Consider the following 23,999-nt stretch of genomic DNA (forward strand, 5'->3'; position numbering starts at 1 on the left):
CGCCATGCTCACCGCGCTCATTTCCAATTCGATCCGGCTCCGGGCAGTCGTCCTCGCGCTGTGCGCGGTGCTGCTCGTCGTCGGGTCGCGCTCCGTTCAGCGGGCGCCGCTCGACGTGTTCCCCGAGTTCGCCCCGCCGCTCGTCGAGATCCAGACCGAAGCGCCGGGCCTCTCCACGAACGAGGTCGAATCGCTCGTCACGATGCCCATCGAGAACGCACTCAACGGCGTGCCGCACGTGAAAACGGTGCGGTCCAAGTCCGTACTCGGGCTCTCGCAGGTGGTGCTGGTTCTCGAAGACGGCGCGGACGTGATGCGGGTCCGCCAAATTGTTCAGGAGCGCGTCACCGCGGTCACGCGCCTGCTCCCCACCGTGGCTCTCCCTCCGGTCATCCTCCAACCGCTGTCCACCACCAGCCGGGTCATGAAGATCGGCATCCTTTCGGCGAAGGGCGCCAACCTGTCGCAGCGCGACCTCACCGAGGTGGTGATGTGGACGATTCGGCCGAAGTTGATGTCGGTTCCGGGGGTGGCGAACGTCGCGGTGTGGGGCCAGCGCGACAAGCAGTTTCAGGTGATCGTCCACCCCGACGAGTTGCGGGTGAACAACGTCACGCTCGACATGGTGACGCTGGCCGCGCGCGACGCGGTCGCACTCGAGGGCGGCGGGTTCGTGGACACGCCGAACCAACGGGTCGCGATCCGACACTCGCAGTACGTGCGCACTCCGGCGGACCTCGGACAAACGGTGGTCGATCCGCGCGGCGGGGCGTCCCTGCGGTTGCGGGACGTGGCAAAGGTCCAGTACGGCTCCCCGTCGGCCATCGGCGACGCGGTCATCAATGACGAGCCGGGCATTCTGCTCATTGTGGAGAAGCAGCCCGAAGCGAACACGCTCGAGCTGACGCGCCGGGTCGAGGCCGCCATCGAAGGCCTGCGGCCGGGGTTGAAGGGCGTGGACGTCGACACGACCATTTTCCGCCCGGCCACGTTCATCGAGCGGGCCATCGACAACTTGTCGCACGCCCTCGTCATCGGGTGCGCGCTGGTCGCGGTGATCCTCGTGGTGTTCCTCTTCGACTGGCGCACCGCGGTCATCAGTTTGACCGCGATCCCGCTGTCCCTGGTCGCCGCACTCATGGTGTTCGCGTACAGCGGCGCGACGATCAACACGATGGTGCTGGCCGGGTTGGTGATCGCGCTGGGCGAGGTTGTGGACGACGCGATTATTGACGTCGAGAACATCGCGCGCCGGTTGCGCCTGGCAACACCGGAGGCCGCACGATCCCCGTTCCGCATCGTGCTCGCGGCCTCGCTTGAAGTGCGCTCCGCGGTGGTCTACGCGAGCCTGATTGTGGTGCTCGTGTTCCTGCCGGTCTTCTTCCTGGACGGGCTGGCCGGGGCGTTCTTCCGGCCGCTCGCACTGGCCTATGTCGTAGCCATCGCCGCGTCGCTGTTCGTCGCGCTCACCGTCACGCCCGCGATGTCGTACCTGCTGCTCGCGGGCCGCGCTCACACCGCGGAACGCGACCCGCCGCTCACGCGCGTTCTGAAGCGCGGGTACCGGCTCTTATTGCCGGCATTCGTGGCGCGGCCGTGGCAGTGCCTCGCGGCGCTGGTCCTCGCGTTCGCCGTTACCGGGGCCGCGGCTACGCGGCTCGGTCAGGAGTTCCTGCCGAACTTCCAGGAAACCGACTTCCTGATGCACTTCGTGGAGAAGCCCGGCACCTCCGTGGAGGCGATGAACCGCGTGACGACAGCCGCGAGCAAGGAGCTGCGCGCGCTCGAAAACGAGAAGGGGCAGAAGCTCGTTCGCAACTTCGGCTCGCACATCGGGCGCGCGGAGGTCGCGGACGAACCGGTCGGGCCGAACTTCACCGAGCTGTGGATCAGCATCCCGGAAGACGCGGACTACGAACCGACGGTGAAGAAGATCGCGGACGTGGTGTACGCCTACCCCGGACTGTACCGCGACCTCCTGACCTACCTGCGCGAGCGCATCAAGGAAGTCCTCACCGGCGCGAGCGGGAGCGTCGTCGTGCGGCTCTACGGCCCCGACACGGCAGTGCTGCGCGCGAAGGCGAAAGACGTGGAATCCGCGATGAAGGACGTGCCCGGGGTCACGAACCTGAAGGTCGAACCGCAAGTGCTGGTCGCCCAAATCGACGTCCAGTTGCGCCCCGAAGACCTCCGCAAGTTCGGTCTGACGCCGGGCCACGTGCGCCGCGCGTCGACCGTACTCCTGAAGGGCCAGAAAGTGGGCGAGGTGTTCGACGGGCAGAAGAAATTCGACGTGGTGGTGTGGGGCGCAAACAACCTCCGTTCTGACCTGGGCGCCGTTCAGGAGCTGCCGATCGACGTGCAGAACGGCACCCAGGTGCGCCTGAAGGACGTGGCCGACGTGCGCATCGTGTCCGCACCGAACGAGGTGCGGCGCGAGAACACGAGTCGGCGCCTGGACGTGACGTGCAACGTGTCCGGCCGCGACCTCGGGTCGGTCGCGCGCGAGGTCGAGGAGAAGGTGAAGCAGATCCCGTTCGAGCGCGAGTACCACCCGGAGTTCCTGGGCGAGTACCAAGCGCGCCAGGAATCGACGCGGAAGCTGTACGCGCTCTCGGCGCTCGCACTGGCGGGGATCGTACTGCTGTTGTTCGTGGACTTCGGCGCGTGGCGGCCGACGCTGCTCGTCGCGCTCACGATCCCGTTCGCACTCGTTGGCGGGGTGTTCGCCGTGACAATCACAACGGGCGTCGTGTCACTGGGTTCGATGGTGGGCTTCGTCACGGTGCTGGGGATCGCGGCGCGAAACGGGATCATGCTGGTGAGTCACTTCCGGCACCTCGAAACCGAGGAAGGTGTGCCGTTCGGCGTGGGCCTCGTTCTGCGCGGCGCGGAGGAGCGCCTCGCGCCCATCCTGATGACAGCGCTCGCAACGGGCCTGGCCCTTCTCCCGCTCGCGATTACGGGCAACAAGCCGGGCCAGGAGATCGAGTACCCGCTCGCGGTGGTCATCCTCGGCGGGCTCGTCACCTCGACCCTCTTGAACCTGTTCCTGCTCCCGCCCCTGTACGCCCTCTTCGGCCGCCCCGCTTCTACGGTCGAAGGAGAGTAATTCCGATTCGATCATTATCGATTACTTCTTCCGACGACAATTCTGGCGAGATCGGACAGCGTAGCTACGTCCGCTTAGCCAACGCAGTCTCCACCTTCGCCTGTAGGAAGGGCGGAGTGAAGTGGCTCACCGAACAACAAAAGCCGCATGGGAACGGACTCGCGATGAGCATCGGGAATCCGTTGCTCACCGCAAGTCACAGTGGCGCGCCCCGGCGCGAACCGCCTGGATGTTCAGAAGTGTTTTTGACAGGATTAGCAGGATCGACAGGATAAAAATCAAACACGAGTCGTCTTCTGAATCCTGTTAAAAGCACTCCTTCGCAACACTCAAATCCGCGCTCCACAGCCGGGCGCTAAATCGCCGCCCCAGGTGCGCGGTATCAAGCTCGAATTACCGGGGCGGGCAGAGCACTGAGTGCGGAATTGACGGCCGATTTGGGCTCGCTCCGAATGAGCCGGAGCGCCTTGTTCAGCGCCTCGAACAGATCGGCCGGGGGGAACGGCTTCGACAGAAACACGGAGTGCGCGATCGGCTCGACGCGCTCGGACTCCGCCGCGTACCCGGACATCACGACCACCGCGATGTCCGGGCGCAGCGCGCGAACCCGCGCGGCCAGTTCGCGCCCGTCGATGCCGGGCATCGTCACGTCGGTCACGATGGCGTCGAAATGGGTGCCCCGGCTCGCGAGTTCCAGCGCGACCTCACCGTTCTCGGCCTCGGTGACCTGGTGCCCCTGTGTCTGGAGGGCGAGCCGCGCGAACTGCCGAACGGCGTCCTGGTCCTCGACGAGGAGCACCGAGACGGCCCGCCCCCCGCGCCGCTCCGCCAGCGAGCGCGGGGCCGGCGTGCGCGCGAGCACCGAGGCGCTCCCCTCCCACCACGGCAGGTCCACCCGGAACGTGGTCCCGGCCCCCGGTGCGGACTCGACCTTGATCCGCCCCCCGGCCTGCTCGACGATCCCGAACACCGTCGCCAGCCCCAGCCCGGTCCCCTTGTCCGGCCCCTTGGTGGTGAAGAACGGCTCGAAGATCTGGCCCTTCACCTCGTCCGTCATGCCGGTCCCGGTGTCGGCGACCGTGAGTTGCGCGAACCGCGGCGCGCCGGGGGGGGCGCGCTCGGGCACCACCGTGCCGACGGTCACCGTACCGCCCCCGGGCATGGCGTCGCGCGCGTTCACCGCCAGGTTCAGGATCACTTGTTCCAGGTGGCTGCGGTCGGTCCGAACCGTCACCGGCACGGGCGCGAGCACGGTTTCGACCGAGACGCGCTCCCCCAGTAACCGGCGCAGCAACCCGGACAGCGCGGTCACGACCTCGTTCAGGTCGAGCACCTCGACCCGGACCGGCTGGCGCCGGCTGAACATGAGGAGCTGGCGCACCAGGGCCGTTGCGCGATCGGCGGCCAGCAGGAGGTCGTCGAACAGTGCAGAGTCCCCGGCGTCTTCGGTCGGGGACCGGAGCAGTTCCGCGTTCCCGCGAATGATGGTGAGCAGGTTGTTGAAGTCGTGTGCGACCCCGCCGGCCAAGCGCCCCACGGCTTCCATCTTCTGCGACTGCCGGAGCTGCTCTTCCAAGCGCTTCCGGTCGGTGATGTCCTGGTACACGCCGAGCACCCCGACCACCTGGCCGCGTGCGTCCCGCAGCGGCACCTTGCTGGTCAGGAGCGTGGCCCGGGTTCCGTCGGGGCGCGTTTGGAACTCTTCGAGGTTGAGAATCGGGTGCCCGCTCTCCATCACCTGCTGGTCGCAGTCCCGATAGAACTCGGCCTCCGAAGCGACGCTCGTGATGTCGAAATCGCTGCGGCCCAGCATGTGCTCGGGAGCGGCGATCCCGTGGTCGCGCGCGACCTGATCGTTGCACCCGATGTAGGTCAGTTCGCGGTTCTTCCAGAACACCCCGCAGGGGATGTGGGTGATGACGGTGCGGAGCATGTCCTCGCGCTCGCGCAGGGCCTGCTCCGCGCGGCGCCTCCGGGTGACGTCCCGAATGATCGCCAGGTGCAACCGGCGCCCCGCGGTCTCGATCACGGTGTACCGGACCTCGACCGCGATCGCCCCGCCGTCCCGCCGCCGGTACGTGCTCTCCGACGTACTCGTCTCCCCCGGCCCCAGGTCCGCGGCCGGCGTCATGCCGAGGTCGCCCAGGGTCAGCGCGGTCAGGTGCTCGCGGGCGTAGTCGAGGCTGTGGCACGCCTGACGGTTCGCGTCCACGATTTTCCCGCTCCGGTCGAGCACGAGGATCGCATCGGCGGCCTGCTCGAACAGCCCGCGGAACCGCGCCTCGCTCTCGCGCAGGGCCTGCTCCGCGCGCCGGCGCTCCGTGGTTTCTCGGATCACGGCCACCGAGTGCGTGTGCCGCCCGGCCGCGTCCGACACGGGGACGATCTGCCACTCGGCCCATACCCGGGTGCCGTCCTTTCGGCGCCCCGGCAACTCGACGCGGACCGGTTCGGTGCTCCGAACGGCTTCGCGGATCGCCGCCAGCCCGTCCGCCTCGTCCGCCAGGACGCTCGGGCTGAGCCCCACCGCCTCGTCGCTCGAGTACCCGGTGAGGCGCTCGAAGGCCGCGTTCGAGTACACGACCTGCACCCCGTCGAGGTCGTCGGTGGTCGCGATGACCACGCCGTCCCCGCACGCCCCGAGCGCCACGTCCAACAACTGCGGGTCCGTACCCGCTTCGAGGGGCGGAGGGGGCGGCGCGTGCCGCCACATCCGCGCCACCGCGAACCACGCGAGCGCGGCGCCGAACCCGCACGCGCCCGCCACGGCTCCCGCACCGATCAGCGGCGCGAGCGCGTGCCCCGCGGCCCCCAGCCCGACCGCACCGAGCAGCGCGGCAAGCGCGCGGGGGGGCACGGGCCGCCGGTGTTGAAGCGCAACGAAACGCACGCCGCTCAGTGCCGCGAGCGCGAGGAGCCCGTCCGCGAATGCAGTAATCGTGGTGAGTGGCGGAAGGGCGCTGGGCATCGCGGAGAACTCGTGAGCGCGGCGGGCGTGGCGCGTTCCCGAACGTGGTGGTGCGGGCGAGCACGCGGAGTCAAGAATGACATTATTCTTAGCTCACGCCCCGGTTCCGCGCCGATCCGTGCGCAACGAAAAACGACCGTTAGTGGTTCCCGCGTCCCGGGTCTCCGCGTCGGACAAAAAATGTCTTCGGGGGCGGCGCGATTTCTGTGGCCGAGCGCGACGGATCGCTTCGCGCGACGGGGCGATTCTGTACCCAGACATTACTTTGGAGAATTCTTACGATCTTGCTCACATCTCCAAGAGGACGGATCTATCCTCATTTCGTGTGATTGCCGCTGCTTCGTTCGCCGCTCCCGCGAACGGTTCGCCCATCAGCGAGAACTCGATGCCCCCGCCCCGTCTCCGCGCGTTTGAACAACTCGAAGACCGCTCGCTCCCCAGTTCGTTCGGCGTCCCCTGGGCCGACCCCGGACACATGACGCTCAGCTTCGTGCCCGATGGCACATCAGCGCCTACGGGACCGAGCAGCCTGTTCGGAACCATGTCCGCGAGCGGCTCTACTGCCGCTTGGGAGCGCGAGATCCTTCGCGCGTTCCAGACGTGGGCGGTGAACGCGAACATCAACATCGGGCTCGTCGCCGACGGCGGACAGGCGCTCGGCGCGGTCGGCGCGGTCCAGGGCGACACCCGGTTCGGTGACGTCCGCATCGCCGCGGGGCCGATCTCGGCCAGTGAAGCGGCCGCCGCGTCCCCGTTCAGTTGGACCGGGACGACCTTCGCGGGCGACGTCACGTTCAGTAAGTCGTCCCCGTACCGGATCGGCAACGTCGCAAACACCTATGACGTGTTCTCGGTCGCCCTGCACGAAGCCGGACACGTCTTCGGACTGGATCACTCGGCCGTGTCCGGTTCGGCCGTGAGCGGGATCTATGCTTACCGAACCGGGCTGTCTGCGGGCGACGTTGCCAACCTTCAAGCGCTGTACGGTGCCCGGTTGCCCGACGAGTTCGACCTCGCGGGTCCGAACGACACGCGCGCGACCGCGAGCACCATGCCGAAGGACGCGACCGTCGGGGCCTACGTCGCCAACGGCGATCTGACCACGACCGGCGACGTGGACGGTTACAAGTTTAAGGCCGGGGCCTCGACCACCATAACGCTCCAGGCGAAGGGGCTCAGTCTCCTTCAGGCCCGGGTGAGCGTGTACGACTCGACCGGCAAGCTCGTGGCCAGCGCGACCGCCCAGGACGCGCTCAATAACGACGTGACCCTCGATCTCGCGCTCACCGACGGTGCCGTGTACTTCATCAAGGTCGAGAGCGCGACGTCCGACGTGTTCGGGGTCGGCAGTTACAAATTGACCGCCGACCCCAACAAGCGAGCTGCCAAACCGCTCCGGACCGCGCCGGTTCTGGACGCCCACTCGAACGACACCCGCGCGTCGGCTCTGAACCTCACGACGGCCCGGCGCGTCGCGATCGTGGGCACGGGCCAGTTCGACGTCGAGTACCGCGGATCGATCGAGGACGCGACCGATACCGACTTTTACCGGGTCCACTCGCCGGCGACGGCGAACGGGACCGCGACCCTGAACGTCGTGGCGTGGTCCACCGACGGGGCGCTGAACCCGCGCGTGCGGGTGTTCGACGCGCGGGGGAGCGCGGTGGCGTTCCAGGTGCTCGCGAACAGCGCGGGTGTCATGAGCGTGGCGATCCCGAACGCGCCCGCGGACGTAGACTTCATCATTCAGATATCCGCCCGAACTCCGGGCGGCGCGAACAACACCGGGGGCTACTACTTCGGGGCCGATTTCAACCAGTCCGTGACCGCGGCCGCTCAAGAAATCGGTGGCGGTACACTCAGTTCGTCCGCACCCACGGGCACGGCGCAATTCACCGTAACCGACGGTGGGATCTACCAGTTCGCGCTATTTTCCGAGGCCCTCGCGGCGGGCGCCGGCGGGACGACCCTGACCGTGACCGATGCGACCGGGAAAGCGGTCTTCGTCCTCGACGCCGTGTCCGGACAGCCCGCGGTCACAGTGGCACAGTACCTCGCGGCCGGCGTTTACACGTTCAAGTACACGTACCACACGGTGGGTGGGCAATCCGCGGCCCCGATCCGCTACCACCTCGCGCTGCTGAAATTGACCGAGGGGGTCGGGACGTATGCCCCGCCACTGACCTCCCCTCTTCCACCGCCCGCGTACTCTCCGACCGTCTACACCGCGCCATCGCTGCCGGTCCCGATGGGTCTGTGGTACTTCTTCTAACGTGTGGTGAGCCGGGGCGGTATTCGCCGCCCTCGGTGGCTCCGAACTTTGCCACGTGACGGTCCTCAGCACCCGCGAGGAGCGCGTCCCGTCCGTTTTCCAATCGAGCACTTCGGACTCGCCCCGAGAGAACCGCGATGCCCCCCTCCCCTTCTGCCGTTCCGACCACCGGCATTCTCAACCGTGCGGCTCACGAACCGGTCGTTCGCGCCGGTGGCGACCTGCTCGCCAGCGCGGAGAGCCTGTCGGAGTGGGTCAAGACCGAAGCGCGGTTCCCCAAACCCGGGGACGAGTACCTCGGCTTCCACATCGAGCGGGAGCTGGGCCGCGGGGCGTTCGGGCGGGTGTACCTGGCGCGCCAGGGCGACCTGGCCGGGCGCGCGGTCGCTCTCAAGGTGGCGTGCGACGTCGGGGGCGAGTCGCAGACGCTGGCCCAGATGCAGCACACGAACATCGTCCCGGTGTACTCGTTCCACCGCGACGGGCCGCTCCAGGCCGTGTGCATGCCGTACTACGGCCGCACGACTCTGGCCGACGTCGTCGGCAGCCTCCGCGACCGAGCCAGCCTACCGAGTTCCGGGCGTGAGTTGCGGAGTACGATCGCCCAGTGCGGCGACCACACCGTGCCGTCGGCCGGGTCCGCCCCATCGGGTGTAGACCCGGGACTGACGCCGGGGGTACTCCCCACATTACCTGAACGGCCCGTGCTCTCGGCCGACGCGCACGACGGGTGGGCACGACTCGAGGGGCTCTCGTTCGTTGAGGCGGTACTCTGTCTCGCCCAGCAACTGGCCGATGGTCTCGCTCACGCCCACAACCGTGGGATCTTGCACCGCGACCTGAAGCCCGCGAACGTGCTACTCACGGACGAGGGGCGCCCGATGCTCCTCGACTTCAACCTCGCCGAAGACACGAAAGCCCGCGACGGGGCCGAGCGCGCCGCGGTCGGCGGCACCCTGCCCTACATGGCCCCCGAGCAGATGCGGGCGTTCCGCGACAAGAGCGGCGCGCTCGACGGCCGGTGCGACATTTACGCGCTCGGCGTCGTCCTGTTCGAGTTGCTCACGGGCCGGCACCCGTTCCCGTCCCGGCGCAGCCTCGGGCGCCCCCCGATATCGGCCCTGCTCGCCGACCGGGAGCAGCCACCGCCCGCGGCGAGGGCGTTCAACCGCTCCATATCCCCGGCCGTCGATGCGATCGTGCGGAAGTGTCTGGCGCCCGACGCGGTGGACCGCTACCAGCGCGCGGAACACCTCAGCGAAGACATCGACCGGCACCTGAACAACCGCCCGCTGCGATTCGCGCCGAACCCGTCCGTGCGGGAACGGGTACGAAAATGGGCGCGGCGGAACCCGCGGCTCGCGTCATCGGGTACCGTCGGCGCCCTCGCCACCGTGCTCCTTGTGAGCCTCGGGGCGAGTTTCGCGTACTCGTGGGACCGGAGCCGCGACGATCGCGCCCGTGCGGTCTTCGCGGACCACCGGGCCGAGTTCGCGGACGCGCAGCTCTTCCTCGACGACCGGAACCAGTCCCGCCCCCGACTAGACGAAGCGGACACCAAACTCCGGGCGGTTCTCGCGCGCTACGACGTGCCAGACGACGCAGAGGCATGGGCGGCAAGCGATAAAGTGGGCCGCCTACCGGATGCGGACCGCACGCGACTGCGGGGAGACGTCGGAGAAACGTTTTATCTGATGGCTCAAGTCGCGTATCTACGGGCGATGGGGTCGGACAACCCACCCGCGCGGTCCGAGAACCTGGATCGGGCCGCGAAGTGGAATGAGGTGGCCGCACGATTCGCGGGCGACCGGCTCCCGCACGCGGTCCGCGAACAACGCGCCGCGATCACCGATCTGCGCGGCAACCGCGCCGAGGCCGAAACACTCCGCGCCGACACGGGCACGGCCCCGCCGGACTCCGCCCGCGACCTCTACTTGTTAGGGGCGGTACTCACGCAGCAGGGCCGGCACCGTGAAGCACTACCGCACCTGCGAAAATCGACCCACCTCGACCCGAAGAACTTCTCCGCGTGGTTCGTTCGCGGAACGGTTCATCTGGCGCTGGACCACGACGCCGACGCGGTCGCGTGCTTTACGGCGTGTCTCGCATTGCGCGACGATTTCGCCCCGGCGTGGCGGAACCGGGGGCTGGCTCTGGCGCGGAGCCGCGCGTTCAAAGACGCCCGCGACGACTTCACGCGCGCCATCGCGCTCGATCCGGTCCCGGCCGAGGTGTACGTTCAGCGGGCCGTGATTCACGAAGTGGAAGGCAATCTCGAAGAGGCCGAAGCCGATCTCTCGCGCGCCCTGGAAGCGGGCGGGGCGCCGGTACACATTCGGCTTCTTCGCGCATCCGTTCGCCAGCGCCGGAACAACCTCCCGGGAGCCCAGACGGACCGCGAAGAGGGACTGCGCCTCACGCCGGCCGATGAAGCGAGCTGGGTCGCGCGCGGCACGGAGCGCCTCGCCGGTGACGCCAAAGGAGCACTCGCGGACGCCGAGGAAGCGCTGAAAATCAACCCGTTCTCGATGACCGCGCTGCAGTTGAAGGCGCACATTTTGGGCGAGCGCCTGAACAAACCGGACGACGCGCTCGCGGTGCTGAACCGCGCCGTCGAACTGCACCCGGACCACGTCCCGACGCGCGCCGGGCGCGGGGTCGAACTCGCCCGGCGCGGGAAGCGCGCCGATGCCCTCAAAGACGCGCACGAAGCGCTCCTCCGAGACACGCGCCCGGCGAACCTTTATCAGGTCGGGTGCATTTACGCGCTCACCGCGAAATCGCACCCCGAGGACAAGAAAGAAGCGCTCCACCTGCTCTGGTCCGCGCTCAAAACCGGCTTCGGCCTCGACATGGTCGACACCGACGCGGACCTCGATCCGTTGCGGAAAGACCCCGAGTTCACAAAGATGGTCGCCGCCGCCCGCGCGCGCCTCGCCGCTGCGAAGCACGATTAGGAGTGACGGCGGGAGCTCGGGGCGCTACGCCGCTTCTTCTTTCCGCCCTTCGGGGAAGGCGACCACAGGACCGGGTAGCGTGGCCGGCACCTCGCACCACGCGATGACCGCGTCCAGTTCCCGAATGCCCTCCGACAAGTCGGCCACCGGTCCCCGACCCACCGGTTCCTTCCCCACCCGCGCCGCGATCCGGTCCGCGAGGCGGTGAACCTTCGTTACGAGTGCCGCCGGGCTGCCGCTCTCCGCACGGCGCAGAACGGCGCGCAGGGTCCGGCACCAAATCGCCAGTCGGTCCGGCACGTTCTGCGTCGGTTCCGGGAGCTGAGCAGTGCGGTACTCCGCGGTGAACTCGCGCCACGCCGATCGGAACGCCTCGAACGCCTTCTGGCGCACCTGGAGGTCGGCCGTGGCCGATGCACTCTTCGCGGGATCGTCGCGGTGATTCTCCCACCGGGCCTGGAGGTCGAGAACCCGGGTCAGGGCCGTTGCCTGTTGCGGGGTGAGCTTCTCGGCAGCGCTCTCGCTCATCTGCGGCATTGGGGGCTTTCGCACGGGAGTTAGGGGCGGTCTTACGGATCTCATCGGTCCGACCAGTTCGACGGGTTCATAGCGAAGAGCGCGAAGAAGGGGAAGACGGGTCGGCGGGACGGCATATCCGGTCCGCGGACCGGGCAAGAATGTTCCCAGCCGGCCGTATGGCTTGCACAAAACGGTAAGAATTACACCCTGTTTCCCGGTGACGCTGAACCGCTACGAGCCGCAATACCTGAAAATCCTGCCGAGAATGGACCGCGCGACCGACGATTCGAGCTTTGGCACACGGTCTGCATTACTTTTCTTCGTCGAACACCAGGTCGGGCCGAGTCCCCAGGCCCGCTTCACACACCCCACTGCCCTTCCCCCAACCTATCCACGAGAGCCGGCGGCTTTGGTCGCCGGCTTCCTCTTTTCGTGCGACCACCAAAACCGGCGCCGTTCGCGGCGAGTCGTTCCGCCCGGAAACCTTTCCAAAATTTCTGATGGATTGGACAGCGAATTCGGATCGAGTTACGAGTAGAATGACTAAATACTTTCACGGAGATCAGATGCGGATTACCGAAGTATGCAAGTCGTGGGTCGTGTACCGGATGACCCTTCACGGCAACACGTTTGCCGGGAACGTGGTCTGCGAACAGCGGGAGTGGGACGCCCTCGACGCCGCCCGCCCCGGCTTCCACACGCTGCTGCACACGGGGCTGAAGACCGAGCAGGAAGCCGAGAAGCTCGCCCGCGGCACGGCCGGCGAGGTCCCGCCGCGCGGGTCGAAAAAGAAAGTGGCGCCGAAGACCGCCCTGCCCGTAGCGCCCCTCGCGTCCTGAATTCGCGGTTCGCTCGGATCTGCTCTCCCGAAACGCGGCCCGCCCCAGTGGGGCGGGCCGCGTTCGTTTCGGGAACCGGGTCTCGATTAGTACGCCCGTTCCTTCTTGACCGGCTTGCCGAGGGCCGCCTTCTTGATCGCGCTGCGCCGCTTGGCCTCTTTACGGCTGCGGGCCTCGCACGGCTTTTCGTAGTACTCGTGGGCGCGCAGTTCGCGCTTCAGCCCGCTCCGCTCGACCAACTTCTTGAACCGCCGAAGGGCCGCCCCGATCGGCTCCCGGTCGTGAACCCGCATGCGCAATCCCATTCTGCCTCCCGGTAGTGTGACAACGAGAAACTATACGAGCGCCGGCCAAATGAGCCACCCGAATTACTTTAAACGTCGAACGGACACGAGTTCCCCGGCTCGAAGAAATCTCGTGTATTCGATAATTTTATCCCGAATGTCTGCAAGGGGCGAGCCCCCGACCTGCTACGATGACCACGGGTCGCGGGCGCGCTCGCGACCTCAAAGGCGCCCAGGCGCCTTCCTTACCGTTCTACTCCGAGGCCCGCGATGGCGAAGAATTTGTATGTCGGGAACATGTCGTTCTCGACCACCGAGGACCGACTCCGGGAGATCTTCTCCCAGTACGGCACGGTGACCAAAGTGCAGCTGATTATGGACCGGGAAACCGGTCGCCCGCGCGGGTTCGCGTTCGTCGAGATGAGCGACGGCGGCGACGAGGCGATTGCGGCCCTTAACGGGACGCAGCTCGACGGCCGGGCACTGACCGTCAACGAGGCCAAGCCCCGTGAAGGTGGCGGCGGTGGCGGCGGTGGCCGTAGCGGTGGTGGCGGCGGTTACGGCGGCGGTGGTGGTGGCTACGGCGGTGGCGGCGGTGGCCGTAGCGGTGGTGGCGGCGGTTACGGCGGCGGTGGTGGTGGTGGTCGCCGGTACTAAGCTTCAATTAGAATAATCCAACGGCCCCCGACATTTGTTGTCGGGGGTCGGTCTTTTTATGCACCGCCTCTCGACCACGCCCGCTCATCTCTAATCAATTCAACACGCTGCGATTCCGGAACTGTTCATTTTTTGTTCAGGCTTGCTCGGTCGGAACCCTTCTGTTATTGCCGCGCCAATTCACCGTTTGAGACACGGGTCCGCGAGGGGGATCGTGGGTCCGCGCCCGCACACGACCGGAGATAGGTCATGGACCGTCGTCGCTTTTTCGGACTGGCCGGAACCTCGCTCGCGGGCTTCACCGCTGCCACCCTTTTGGGGTGCCGCGGGCAACAAGTCGGCGAGGTGATGAAGGACAACAAGAAAGACCTCGTCGGTAACACCGCGGCCGGGGCCGAGACGTTCAAGCCGCTCATCGAAGAGGCGGTCGGAAAGTTGCTCGCGCGCCAAAGCGCCGGTCTTCAGCCCGCGTCCGTCCCAGCACCGGCGCCAAAACGCATCTGCTTCGTGGGTTTGAAAAACAAGTCTTCTGAAGAGCTCTTCGACTTCAAAGACCAGATCGTTGAAATCATTGACACACGCATCAATACTTCGCAAGTCTTTGCACAGATTAGCCGCGAGTTCTTCGTAGCCGGCCTGCGCGAAGCACAGCTCCAGCCGGACGATTTGTTCGTGCCCACAAAGCAGCGCCAGTTTATTAAGGTCATGGAATCGCAGGGGAGCCCGATCGACTACCTGCTGTTTGCGAGCCTCACATCGGGTACGACCCGCTCCACTAACGACAACACGCAGAAGGACTACTTGCTCACGCTGGAACTGGTGAACATCCAGACCGGAACGCCGGACAAGGAGTCGGCCTCGATCCGCAAGGGGTACCGCAAGAGCCACGGGCTGCGCTGAGCCGCCGAACGCTCGTTGTGCTGAAACTCTAGCCCCACCCGGAGAGCTCGATGCCCAGACTGCTTGCGCTCGCACTCGCGACCGCGTTCCTGGTCGGGAGCGGGTGTACGACCCACGCGGACCGGCTGCAAGACATCCGCTCCGCGTACAACACCGGCAACGTGTCCGCGGCCAAAACGAAGATCGACGCGGCCATCGCCAAAAACGGCCGTGAGGCCGACGTGCTGAAACTCGACCGCGCGATGGTGCTGCTCTCCGAAGGTAAACCGCGCGAGGCGGAAGCCACCTTGCGCGAGGTGCGGGACCGCTTCGAGGAGAAAGAAGGCAAAGACCTCGCCGAGGGCGTGCTTTCCATGCTCGCGGACGACCAGCAACTCGCCTACGCGGGCGAGGACTACGAGAAGGTGCTGATCCGCGTCATGCTGGCGCTCAGTAACCTGCTCGGCGACGGGTCCGACGCGACCGCCTACGCGCTCCAGGTGAACCAGAAGCAGCAGCAAATCATCGAGAAATCGAAGAGCACCGACGGCGAGGGGAAGAACCTCAAGGCGAACTACAAGTTCGTGTCCTCGGGCGCGTACCTGCACGCCGCGCTGCGCGAAGAGACGCAAACGAACTACGACGACGTGGCCCGGTCACTGGAACTGGTCGCGAAGTGGCAGCCCGATTTCGCGCCGATCAAGCAAGATCTGGAACGCGCCAAGAACGGGCGGCACTCGCAGAAGGGCAACGGCGTCGTGTACGTGTTTACGCTGGTCGGGCGCGGACCGTACAAGGAAGAACGGTCCGAGATCGTCAGCACTGTGGCCATGTTGATCGCGGACCGGATACTCACCGCGACCGGCAAACAGTCGCTCCCGCCGACGATCGCCCCGATCAAGATCCCGCGCGTGGTGCGCCCGATCAACCAGATCGCGAGCGTGACCGTGGGCGCGGACGGCAAGCCCGCGGGCCGGACCGAAACGATCACCGACGTGGGCCAGATGGCCTCAGAACAGTGCGAAGCGCTGCTGCCCGAAACACTCGCGCGAGCCGTGGTGCGCCGGGTTGTGAAGAAGGGCGTGATCTACGGCGTGAAGGAAGCGACCGGCACCGACAAAACGCAAATGGCGAGTTTGGCCCTCAACGTCGTCGGGGTCGCGTGGGAAGCCACGGAATCCGCGGACACGCGGTGCTGGGGGCTGCTGCCGGACAAAATCCAGGTGCTGCGCCTCGAACTGCCCGCGGGCGAACACGACCTGACACTCCAGCCGCAGGGCCGCAACGGGTCCGCGATGGGCGCGGCCGAAACGATCCGCGTTCAGGTCCGCGACGGGCGCAACAGTTATGTGTTGGGGAACTTCCCCGACTCCAAACTCGTCGGGCGCCTCGTCACCAACGGTACGGGGAAGTAACTTCGGCCCCAAACGCACTGACGCGCACGCGGTAGCCAGTTGGCCACCGCGTGCGCGTCTGTGTTTTTACCGCCGGAGGTGAACCTGACCGCCGATCGCATCACCCCGGAATCGCTTGCGGGCGCCCGAGTTGACGCAGCCAACGGAAATGCGAGGCGACTCCGGCCAGGAACGTCCGGTGGGCCGAGTACCGCACCCCGAAGTCGTGGCACGTGTTTTCGATGATCCGGGACAGCGCCGGGTAGTGGACGTGGCACACGCGCGGGAACAGGTGGTGGACCACCTGGAAGTTCAACCCGCCCAGGAGCCAACATAGCACGCGGCTCTTGCGCGCGAAGTCCACTGTCGTGTGGACCTGGTGGACCGCCCACGCATCTTCCATGCGGCGCCCGTCTCCGATCGGTTGCGGGAACTCGGCTTCCTCGACGCAGTGTGCCAGTTGGAACACCACCGTGAGCACCACCCCCACTACCGCCGTCACCACCGCGTAGAACGTGAGCACGACCCACCACGAGTGGACCATCATCGGGATTCCCAACAGGAGCCCGATCGAAACCGCCTTACCCGTCAGGAACACGACCAGGTCCCAGCCCCTGGGGCGCGGGATGCGGTGCGGCCCGATGGCCCCGGCAATCACGTCCCGGAAGTCGCCGTACAGGTGCCACAGGGCCGCGGTCACCCCGTACAGGGGCCACAGGTACAGGTGCTGCCACCGGTGGAACCAGAGACGCGGCTGCTGGGGCGCGAGCCGCGCGACGCGCCCCACATCAATGTCGGTGTCCTGGCCGGCCACGTTCGGGTACGTGTGGTGGTACACGACGTGCTTCCACTTCCACAGGTACGAGCTGGCCCCGATCAGATCGAGCGAGAGGGCCGCGAGCCGGTTCACCCAGGCGAACCGGGAGTAGGCGTGGTGCCCGCCGTCGTGCTGGATGCTGAACCCGACCGCGGAGATGGCGAGCGCGAGCGAGATCGAGAGCGGGGCCGCGAGCCACACGGTCGGCGCCGCGAACACGAGCAGCGCGTAGGAGGTCGCGAGCCACCCGAGGATCACCGCGGTCTTCAGGTACATGCGCCAGCAGTCGCGCTCGCTGCGCCCGGTCTCGGCGAAATACGCATCGGTCCGGCGCTTCAGTTCGTTCAGGAACCCGGCCTCGTCCTTCGGGAACTTCGGCTTCGGGTCCGAATGATCCAGTTGCGCGGGGGGCGCATGAGGGGCGAGTTCCGTTCGTACAGACATGAAGTCAGTTATCCGCCGGTTGCGGCGAATCCTTGCGCGGGAGAACCGGAGCCACGCCACACGATGCAGCGCGGGCGAACCGCTTCGTTGTGAGTGAGGGGTTCGTGCGAGGTAGGTATTATATCCCACAAGCGCGCGAGGCACGGTCGGAATCGGGCCGCGCCGCACGATTTACGAGCAATCTGGCGCTGCAACCTCACCCGATTCCACTGATTTCCAGTGAACCGAGAACGGTTCGCCGCGACGAGAATATTGCGAATTCGCTCGCGACCGGGCACGAGTTGCACGGCCAGTGCTTCCAGCGGCACAGGACCCGTTCGAGTTGTGCCTACTCTTTCTCGAACAGCGCGTTGACGAACGCATCCGGGTCGAACGGCTCCATGTCGTCGATCTGCTCGCCGACCCCCACGAACTTCACCGGCATCCCGAGTTTCTGTTTGATCGCGAACACCGAGCCGCCCTTTGCGGTGCCGTCCAGTTTCGACAGGATGATGCCGGTACACTTCACCGACTTCGAGAACTGTTCGGCCTGCGTGAGCGCGTTCTGCCCGGTCGTCGCGTCCAGCACCAGCAGCACTTCGTGAGGCGCACCGGGGATTTGTCGCGTCACGATGCGGTGAATCTTTTCCAGCTCTTTCATCAGGTGCGTCTGCGTGTGGAGCCGGCCCGCGGTGTCCACAATCAGGACATCGAACCCCCGCGCCTTGGCCTTCTCGCAGGCGTCGTGTGCCACCGCGGACGGGTCCGCGTTCTGGCCCTGTTTGACGATCTCGCAGCCGATCCGCCCGGCCCACACGGTCAGTTGTTCGACCGCCGCGGCGCGGAACGTGTCGCACGCCGCGAGCAGCACCTTCTTGCCGTCCGCGTGGAGCCGGTTCGCGAGTTTCGCGATGGACGTGGTTTTACCGGCCCCGTTCACCCCCGCGATCATGACCACGGTGGGGCCGCTGGCCTGGTAGTTGATGCCCGGGGCGGTGGCCGTGAGCAGCTCGCGGAGCTGGGCCTTCACGAACACTTCGACTTCGCCGGTGATTTCTTTGTCGCGGAACGCTTGCCGCACGCGGTCCACAATCAGGAGCGTGGCCTGTGTCCCCACGTCCGCGAGGTACAGGCGCTTCTCGAGTTCGTCCAGGAACGCCTGATCGACGCGCCCCTTCCCGCGGAGCAGGTCGAACACGCCACCGAAGACGCCCTTGGTCTTTGTCAGCCCCGCCTTGATGCCCTTGAACAGCCGCCCCAACATGCGCCGCCCTCGTGAGTGCGTGAGACCCTCATTGTATCGGACGCGGTTCCCGGCACATCCCGCCCCCGCGACAAAGCGCGTCACGGGCACGGGGGCTTCGGTTGACCGCGCAGCGCACCGGCCATATCATTAACTCAATCTGCAGAATGTGCCGCTTGTGCCGGCCGCAACGCCTCCCTGGTGTGTCGAGAGCGCTATGAGTACGGAACAACAACCGCCCGCGACCCAGCCCCTGGCCAAGACCGAACCGAAGGCGGAGCCGAACGTGCTCGCGGCGAGCCTCACGACCGGGTGGGAGAAATTCAAGCAGGGGGAGCTGGTCAGTTACCGGGTCATGGCGCTGGTTCTCGTCGTCACGGCGGCGATCGGGGTGACGTACTACATCCTCCACAGCAACAGTAAGGTCGAATCGGCCAAGTGGGTCGAGTGGGACTCGCTCGGGACGATCGCGTCGATGGAAGAGTACGCCAAGAAGAACCCGAACACGATCCAGGGCCGGCTCGCGACCCTCGACGTGGCCCGCATCCAGCTCGGGCAGGACGGCATCGACCGGTTCGCCGCGCCGGACCAAGACGTGCGCAAAAAGGCCGTCGAGAGCGTGGAGAAGGCCCGCGAGTCGTTCACCAAGTTGGTCGACGAGTTCAAGGACGATCCGCTCCTCAAGACGCAGTGCCTGCTCGGGTGCGCGAAGGCCGAGGCCGCGCTCGTGGGCATGACGAAAGAGGGCCAGCAGGACCAGTTCCGCGGCGACCCGAAGAAGGCCGTCGAGTGGCTCGACAAGGTCGCGGAATCCGCCCCGGACACGGACTGGGGCAAGGACAGCAAGAAGCTCGCCGACGAGCTCCGTAACCTGAACACCCAAGACCAAGTCATCAAGCTCCAGACGAGCGCGTACAACATCCCGGCGCCGACCCTCCCCGGACTCGACCCGAAGATGCCGCGCGACCCGATCCACGGCGGGCTCCCCGGTACCGCGCCGTAATTGATCAGAGAACAGAAGCCAGAGTTCAGAGAACAGAAATCAGAAGCCAGAGTTCAATACAGAGGTCGGACGACAGAGAACGGGGAACGAGGCGCTGACTTCTGGGCACGTGCCTCTGTCTTTCTCTGATCTCCGTCTTCTGTTCTCTGAACTCCGGCTTCTGATTTCTGTTCTCTGAACTCTGTCCTGTGATGTTTGCCACCATGTCCGACGAACTCGAAGACGATCTCATCCCGGAACCGGCGCCCGTCGCGTCCAGTGTGCGGTTCCGCGAACCCCTCGACCTGCTCGTGATGGTCAAGTCCGAGGGGATGCGCCTCGACCAGTACGTTCAGCTCCACCTGGGCGCGGACTTCAGCCGGTCGCTGGTGCAGCGCGCGATCGAGGCCGGCGGCATCACGGTCAACGGCAAACCGGTCACGAAGCCCAGCTACAAGGTGCGGAAGCACGAGCGGCTGCACGTCTCGATGCCGGAACCGACGCACGAGATCCCGGTCCCCGAAGACATCCCGCTCGACATCCTGTACCAGGACGAGTGGCTCGCGCTCGTCAACAAGCCGTCCGACATGGTCGTTCACCCCGCGAAGGGGAACTGGTCCGGTACGCTCGTTAACGCGCTCCAGTGGCACTTCCGCGCGCACCTGAGCACCGGGGCCGGCCACCTGCGGGCGGGCATCGTCCACCGGCTCGACAAGGACACCAGCGGCGTCATCCTCGTCGCGAAGGACGACCTCACGCACCGCGACCTCGCGATGCAGTTCGAGTCGCGCAAGGTGTTCAAGGAGTACGTCGCGATCGCGGCCGGGGAACTCGAGCGCGATTCCGACTACATCGAGGGGGCGCTCAAGATGCACCCCTACGACCGCCTCAAGATGATGGTTTCGACCGACCCCGACGCGAAGCACGCCCTGAGCTACTACGAGGTGCTGGAACGCTTCCGCGGGTTCACGCTGGTCAAGGTACAACCGCGAACGGGCCGCACGCACCAGATCCGCGTTCACCTGCTGCACGTCGGGTGCGCCGTGCTCGCGGACAAGATTTACGGCGGGCGATCGCAAATGAAGTTGTCGGAACTGGCACCCGGCACTCCCCAGACCGAAGACGAAGTGTTAATCGCGCGCCAGGCGCTTCATGCGTTCCGGCTCCGATTCCAGCACCCGCGAACGGGTCAGTGGATCGAAGCGGAAGCCCCGCTCCCGCCCGACATGCGCCGCGTCTTGGACGCACTGCGGGCACACCGAGCCGTGAGGTGAGAACGCGGAAGAGTTTTTGACAGGATTACCAGGATTCAGAAGAGCGTTTCTCTTGATCCTGGTAATCCTGTCAAAAACTCTTCCGTCCGACTTCGACACGACGGAGAAACGGTGTCACCGCGAGGTGTTTTCGCGGTGACCGAAAGTGAACGGCCGGTGGGTGTGCGACCCGCACACTGGCGCGTCGCACACCCACCGGCCGTTCGCCGGGAACCATCGACTCACTTCGGCGTGATGGTGATCTGCGCCTTGGGCTTCATCATCGAAATGACCGATTCGCGAATCCGCATCGCGTAGAGCATCTGCACGTCTTCCTTCACGCCCTTGTCCTCGAACTTCTTGGGCGCGCCCTGGCGCCGCGAGGTCACGAGGATCAGGTGGTAGCCGAACTCGGTGGCGACCACGTCGGTCATCTCATACGGCTTGAGCGCGAACGCGGCCTTCGCGAACGGCTCGACCATCGCCCCGGCGCGGGGGAAGAAGTTCAGGTCGCCGCCGTCCTTCTTGGACGGGCAGGTGGAGTACTCTTTCGCGTAGGCCGAGAACAGTTCGTCGGTCTTGTTGGTCCGGGCCTGCTCCTTCGCGAGCGCGTCCGCCGTGGGGGGCAGCGCGGCGACGGCCTTGGCCGCCTCCTGCTCCACGACCTGCTTGATGCCGCGCAGCTTCTGGGCCGCGTCCTTTTGCTTGGCCTCGTCGGTGCCCGGCGTCATGAGGATGTGCCGGGCGCGGACCATCGTGCCGTCGAACACCTCGGGGCTGCTGTCGAACAGTTGCTTGAGGGCCGCGTCGGTCCCCTGCTGCTGGACGAACTTCTCCCACTTCATCTGGGCCGTCACCTCGGACCGAAACTCGGCCTCGGTGAGCATCATCGCTTCGAGTTCCTTGACGTAGTCCTTCTTCGCGTCGGTCAGCTCCTTCTTCAGGTCGCCGATGAGCTTGTCGACGTCTTTATCGTCCACCGTCACCTTGAGGAGCGTGAGGTACTCGTCGATGAGGGCGTTCTCGATCAGGTGGGCCATGATCTCTTTGCGGGCCATCTCCTTGTGCGCGTCCGGGAACTGGCGCAGCGCGCGGTAGACGGCGACCTCGGGAATGGCCTTCCCGTTGACGGTCGCGGCGTTGCCGGTGGGCCGGACCTCGGGCGCTTTGGCGGCGGGCGTCACGGACGGCGCCACGCTCGGCGCTACGGGCGGTGTTGCGGGTACACCGGCGGGCGGCGCCCCCGGCGCGGGCGGTTGGGCAACGGCCGACGCGGCCAGGGCCGAACCGAGAACCAGGGCCGCGGCCCCGCGAATCGACTTGCGCATCTCGGACTTCCTCCAGGCGAATCGGGTGCCCCTACTAGCCCCCCAACAAGGCACCCCGGGTCTACGAAGGCCGTGCTGATAGCGGGGGCGAAAAGAGGCGTCAAGTCGGAGTTCCGTGTATGAGAGCTCCACGTTCCAAGTTCCAGAGTTCCAAGTAAAGACAGAAAACCGTCCCGTGTCTCTTCTTGGAACTCTGGAACTTTGGAACGTGGAACTTTGGAACTCTGAAGTTAGGTGTGAACCGAGTCGAACGCGACGAGCGCGGGCGGGCCGAAGACGATGACGGGCAGCCACGCGGCCAGCGCCGCGGGGAGCACGTCCTGGTCGCCCAAATACTTGCACGCGATCACGAACAGGAACAGCCCGCCGGAGATCAAAAGGCACAGGCCCGAACTGATGATGACGTGCCGGTTCGGGTTCCACAGGATCACCGACAGCCCGAACACCACCATCAGCATACCGACGAACGGGCGCGTCACGCGGGTGTGGAACAGCACGGCCATTTTCCCGCGCCGCCGCGGTTCCGGGTCGATGAGCATTTCGCGGAGGTCGGTAGTGGACGCATAAACGTACCACGCCCCGCCGCGGCACACCGTGTCGTAGTCCGCGTCCTGAACTTTGATGAAGAACCGACTGGTGCCCAGAACCGTGAGGTTGGTCGGCAGTTTCCCCTCGAACGACTCGGGGGCCGTGCGCGTGAGGAGCCACCCGCCGGTGAGCGGGTCGTCACCGTTCTTCGGGATGAAGACGGCTTCTTCGGCGGTCAGGTGCAGCATCCCGCTCGGCGAGTTCTCCGGGAACGTGACGCACATCCGGTCCACGCGCCGGTCCTTCTTGTACCCGGCGAACCCCTCGAAGTGAATGCCGCTGGCGTCGTAAGCGCCCATCAGCACTTGCGCCTTCGCCCGGTCCGGGTCGTCGCGCTGCATCGTCAACTGGTCGGCCACTTCGGGGATCACGAACTGCTGGTTCAGTGGCGCGAGCGCGAGCGTGAGCGCCGAGCCGAGGAGCACCGGGCGCACCGCGCGGCGCGTGGGCACGCCCGCGGACAGGAGCGGCAGCAGTTCGTTGTTGCGCTGCATCCAGGCCACGGTGAACGCGCCGGCGATCAGCGTCATGAAGTTGCCCAGCAGGTCGAACAGTTCCGGTACGCGGTTCCCGTAATAAACGGTGATGTGCCGCACGGACGCCGCGAACCCGCCCGGCTTGTTCACGAAGTCATCGAGGTGCGTGAACAGGTCGATCACGACGAACAGCGAGATCAAGCTGACCAGCACGATCGCGTAGGACCGGAAGAAGGTCACCAGGAACATGCGGTCGATGGCGGTAATCACGGGCGCGCCCCCCCCGCGGCGACCGCGCCCCCGACCACCTGCCCCGCGGCCCCGGCCGTCAAGCGTTCGTTCTTCGATCGCGGTTTGTAGTTCTGGATGAACTGAATCACGAACTCGTCGTTCTCGCTCGCCGCCACGAACCCGTACCCGTTCGCGCGCAACTCGCGCAGCGCTTCACCCTCCGACCACCCGTGGTACTCCATCCGATAGATCGCGGTGAGCCGACCGGTCCGGTGCAACCCTGCCTTGCAGTGCAAAAGAATGGGATAGTTCTTCTCGTCGTCGAGCAGCGCGATCCACTCCTTCACGGCCGGCGGCTCGGTTTCGAGCGTGTTGCCGGGCGGGAGAATATCGGGCGTGATAAGCCGGTACCCCACGCCAAGCTCCTTACACAGTTCGCTCTCGCGCACTTTTCCCTTACCGAGCCAGTCGTCCGGCAGCAGTGGGTCGGGTTCCTCGTGCTGGAGGTTCACCACGGTCTTGATGCCGTGGCGCTCGATGAACTCGCGGAACCCCTCGGCGGTCATCTGCCCGGACCGGTACAGTTTCCCCGCGTCCACCTCGCGGAAGCGCTTGGCGTGAATGTACTGCGAGCGATAGAGTGCGGCGGGCGGGCCGAGAACGACCACCGCCACGACCGCGCCGAGAACCCACTGCAATACGATCCGCATCCCGAGGCCTGCTGTAGCGGGAACCGTGGTCCCGCCGGTGCGGGAGCGCGTCAAAAAGCGAGTGCGA

17 protein-coding genes are annotated in these 23,999 nt (G+C 66.2%); 9 read left to right on the top strand and 8 right to left on the bottom strand.

What is annotated here, in order from left to right; all coding sequences use genetic code 11:
* The first annotated feature begins 4 nt into the window (after positions 1 to 4).
* On the top strand, positions 5 to 3,112 hold the full coding sequence (locus tag J8F10_RS11230; RefSeq protein ID WP_210653914.1) for an efflux RND transporter permease subunit: 3,108 nt from the start codon (positions 5 to 7) through the stop codon (positions 3,110 to 3,112).
* Between the two features lie 382 nt (positions 3,113 to 3,494).
* Here J8F10_RS11230 and J8F10_RS11235 read toward each other — a convergent pair whose 3' ends face one another.
* Entirely contained in the window at positions 3,495 to 6,080 is a 2,586-nt protein-coding gene (locus J8F10_RS11235; protein WP_210653915.1) for a PAS domain-containing hybrid sensor histidine kinase/response regulator, read from the bottom strand.
* A gap of 385 nt (positions 6,081 to 6,465) precedes the next feature.
* Between J8F10_RS11235 and J8F10_RS11240 the strand changes: the two genes are divergently transcribed.
* Positions 6,466 to 8,352, top strand: coding sequence for a matrixin family metalloprotease (locus J8F10_RS11240; protein ID WP_210653916.1), 1,887 nt, complete (start codon positions 6,466 to 6,468; stop codon positions 8,350 to 8,352).
* Between the two features lie 137 nt (positions 8,353 to 8,489).
* Positions 8,490 to 11,309: a serine/threonine-protein kinase gene (locus tag J8F10_RS11245; protein ID WP_210653917.1), complete on the top strand. Its 2,820-nt coding sequence runs from the start codon at positions 8,490 to 8,492 to the stop codon at positions 11,307 to 11,309.
* 24 nt (positions 11,310 to 11,333) lie between these two features.
* Here the strand turns inward: J8F10_RS11245 and J8F10_RS11250 are convergent, their stop codons facing one another.
* The gene (locus tag J8F10_RS11250; RefSeq protein WP_210653918.1) at positions 11,334 to 11,846 is read right to left on the bottom strand and encodes a hypothetical protein; all 513 of its coding nucleotides are present in this window, start codon (positions 11,844 to 11,846) and stop codon (positions 11,334 to 11,336) included.
* Positions 11,847 to 12,394: 548 nt separating this feature from the next.
* Between J8F10_RS11250 and J8F10_RS11255 the strand changes: the two genes are divergently transcribed.
* Complete coding sequence (locus tag J8F10_RS11255; RefSeq protein ID WP_210653919.1) at positions 12,395 to 12,667, top strand: hypothetical protein; 273 nt, start codon at positions 12,395 to 12,397, stop codon at positions 12,665 to 12,667.
* An 86-nt stretch (positions 12,668 to 12,753) separates the two neighbouring features.
* On the opposite strand, the gene rpsU is transcribed toward J8F10_RS11255, so the two are convergent.
* On the bottom strand, positions 12,754 to 12,972 hold the full coding sequence (gene rpsU / locus J8F10_RS11260) for a 30S ribosomal protein S21 (protein WP_246523171.1): 219 nt from the start codon (positions 12,970 to 12,972) through the stop codon (positions 12,754 to 12,756).
* A gap of 249 nt (positions 12,973 to 13,221) precedes the next feature.
* Between rpsU and J8F10_RS11265 the strand changes: the two genes are divergently transcribed.
* The 3 genes from J8F10_RS11265 (at position 13,222) to J8F10_RS11275 (ending at position 15,902) form a co-directional block, all read left to right on the top strand.
* Entirely contained in the window at positions 13,222 to 13,608 is a 387-nt protein-coding gene (locus tag J8F10_RS11265; protein ID WP_210653920.1) for an RNA recognition motif domain-containing protein, read from the top strand.
* 249 nt (positions 13,609 to 13,857) lie between these two features.
* Positions 13,858 to 14,508 carry a penicillin-binding protein activator LpoB gene (locus J8F10_RS11270; protein ID WP_210653921.1) on the top strand — a complete coding sequence of 217 codons (651 nt, stop codon included), beginning with the start codon at positions 13,858 to 13,860 and terminating at the stop codon, positions 14,506 to 14,508.
* Between the two features lie 50 nt (positions 14,509 to 14,558).
* The gene (locus J8F10_RS11275; protein WP_210653922.1) at positions 14,559 to 15,902 is read left to right on the top strand and encodes a COG3014 family protein; all 1,344 of its coding nucleotides are present in this window, start codon (positions 14,559 to 14,561) and stop codon (positions 15,900 to 15,902) included.
* 100 nt (positions 15,903 to 16,002) lie between these two features.
* Here the strand turns inward: J8F10_RS11275 and J8F10_RS11280 are convergent, their stop codons facing one another.
* Positions 16,003 to 17,142: a fatty acid desaturase family protein gene (locus J8F10_RS11280; RefSeq protein ID WP_210653923.1), complete on the bottom strand. Its 1,140-nt coding sequence runs from the start codon at positions 17,140 to 17,142 to the stop codon at positions 16,003 to 16,005.
* Between the two features lie 328 nt (positions 17,143 to 17,470).
* Entirely contained in the window at positions 17,471 to 18,385 is a 915-nt protein-coding gene (ftsY, locus tag J8F10_RS11285) for a signal recognition particle-docking protein FtsY (RefSeq protein WP_210653924.1), read from the bottom strand.
* Between the two features lie 196 nt (positions 18,386 to 18,581).
* On the opposite strand from ftsY, the gene J8F10_RS11290 reads away from it, so the two are divergent.
* A complete protein-coding gene (locus tag J8F10_RS11290; RefSeq protein WP_210653925.1) occupies positions 18,582 to 19,367 on the top strand; it encodes a tetratricopeptide repeat protein in 786 nt (261 codons plus the stop codon).
* 203 nt (positions 19,368 to 19,570) lie between these two features.
* Positions 19,571 to 20,620 carry an RluA family pseudouridine synthase gene (locus J8F10_RS11295; RefSeq protein WP_210653926.1) on the top strand — a complete coding sequence of 350 codons (1,050 nt, stop codon included), beginning with the start codon at positions 19,571 to 19,573 and terminating at the stop codon, positions 20,618 to 20,620.
* A gap of 221 nt (positions 20,621 to 20,841) precedes the next feature.
* Here J8F10_RS11295 and J8F10_RS11300 read toward each other — a convergent pair whose 3' ends face one another.
* From J8F10_RS11300 to J8F10_RS11310, 3 genes are all read right to left on the bottom strand, one after another.
* Positions 20,842 to 21,927, bottom strand: coding sequence for a peptidylprolyl isomerase (locus J8F10_RS11300; RefSeq protein WP_210653927.1), 1,086 nt, complete (start codon positions 21,925 to 21,927; stop codon positions 20,842 to 20,844).
* 230 nt (positions 21,928 to 22,157) lie between these two features.
* Positions 22,158 to 23,261 carry an LptF/LptG family permease gene (locus tag J8F10_RS11305; RefSeq protein WP_210653928.1) on the bottom strand — a complete coding sequence of 368 codons (1,104 nt, stop codon included), beginning with the start codon at positions 23,259 to 23,261 and terminating at the stop codon, positions 22,158 to 22,160.
* Positions 23,258 to 23,932, bottom strand: coding sequence for a fused DSP-PTPase phosphatase/NAD kinase-like protein (locus J8F10_RS11310; RefSeq protein ID WP_210653929.1), 675 nt, complete (start codon positions 23,930 to 23,932; stop codon positions 23,258 to 23,260). The genes J8F10_RS11305 and J8F10_RS11310 overlap by 4 nt, the downstream gene beginning before the upstream one ends.
* Positions 23,933 to 23,999 lie beyond the last annotated feature (67 nt).

The sequence above is a fragment of the Gemmata palustris genome (assembly GCF_017939745.1).
Classification (GTDB): Bacteria; Planctomycetota; Planctomycetia; order Gemmatales; family Gemmataceae; genus Gemmata; species Gemmata palustris.